Genomic DNA, 420 nt, shown 5'->3' with positions numbered 1-420 from the left:
GTCACATGCATTTCGCCGTTTCGCTCAACATCGCAGCCACAGGACAAGAAGCCCTCGACTTCGGCCAGATCAGCACTTTCGTCCGGCAGGCGGAGGCGGCCGGTGTCGACATGGTCATCATTTCCGACTCGCTGACGAGCGGCGAGCCATCGACCAGCCCGTTCGAAGCGACAACCCTTCTTGCCGCACTGGCCACCGTAACAGAGAAGATAGGCCTCGTGGCGAGTGCCTCGACGCTTGCACACCAGCCCTACAACCTGGCGCGACGTTTTGCATCCCTCGATATCATCAGCCATGGCCGCGTCGGCTGGAACGCGACACTGCGGCAGAGCCCGCTCGAGGCGGCCAATTTCAGCCGACCGGCAGGCATTCCGAACGATGATTTCCGGCGGCGCGCTGAGGAATTCATCGGCATCGTGC

1 protein-coding gene is annotated in these 420 nt (G+C 62.1%); it reads left to right on the top strand.

What is annotated here, in order from left to right:
• Positions 1–5 precede the first annotated feature (5 nt).
• Positions 6–420: LLM class flavin-dependent oxidoreductase (locus EN935_RS40330; protein WP_127374464.1), on the top strand; the 415-nt coding region annotated here is incomplete at its 3' end.

The organism is Mesorhizobium sp. M7D.F.Ca.US.004.03.1.1 (assembly GCF_003998635.1).
Classification (GTDB): Bacteria; Pseudomonadota; Alphaproteobacteria; order Rhizobiales; family Rhizobiaceae; genus Mesorhizobium; species Mesorhizobium loti.
The sequence above is the reverse complement of the archived record's forward strand: the minus strand, read 5'-3'. Positions and strand labels throughout refer to the sequence as shown.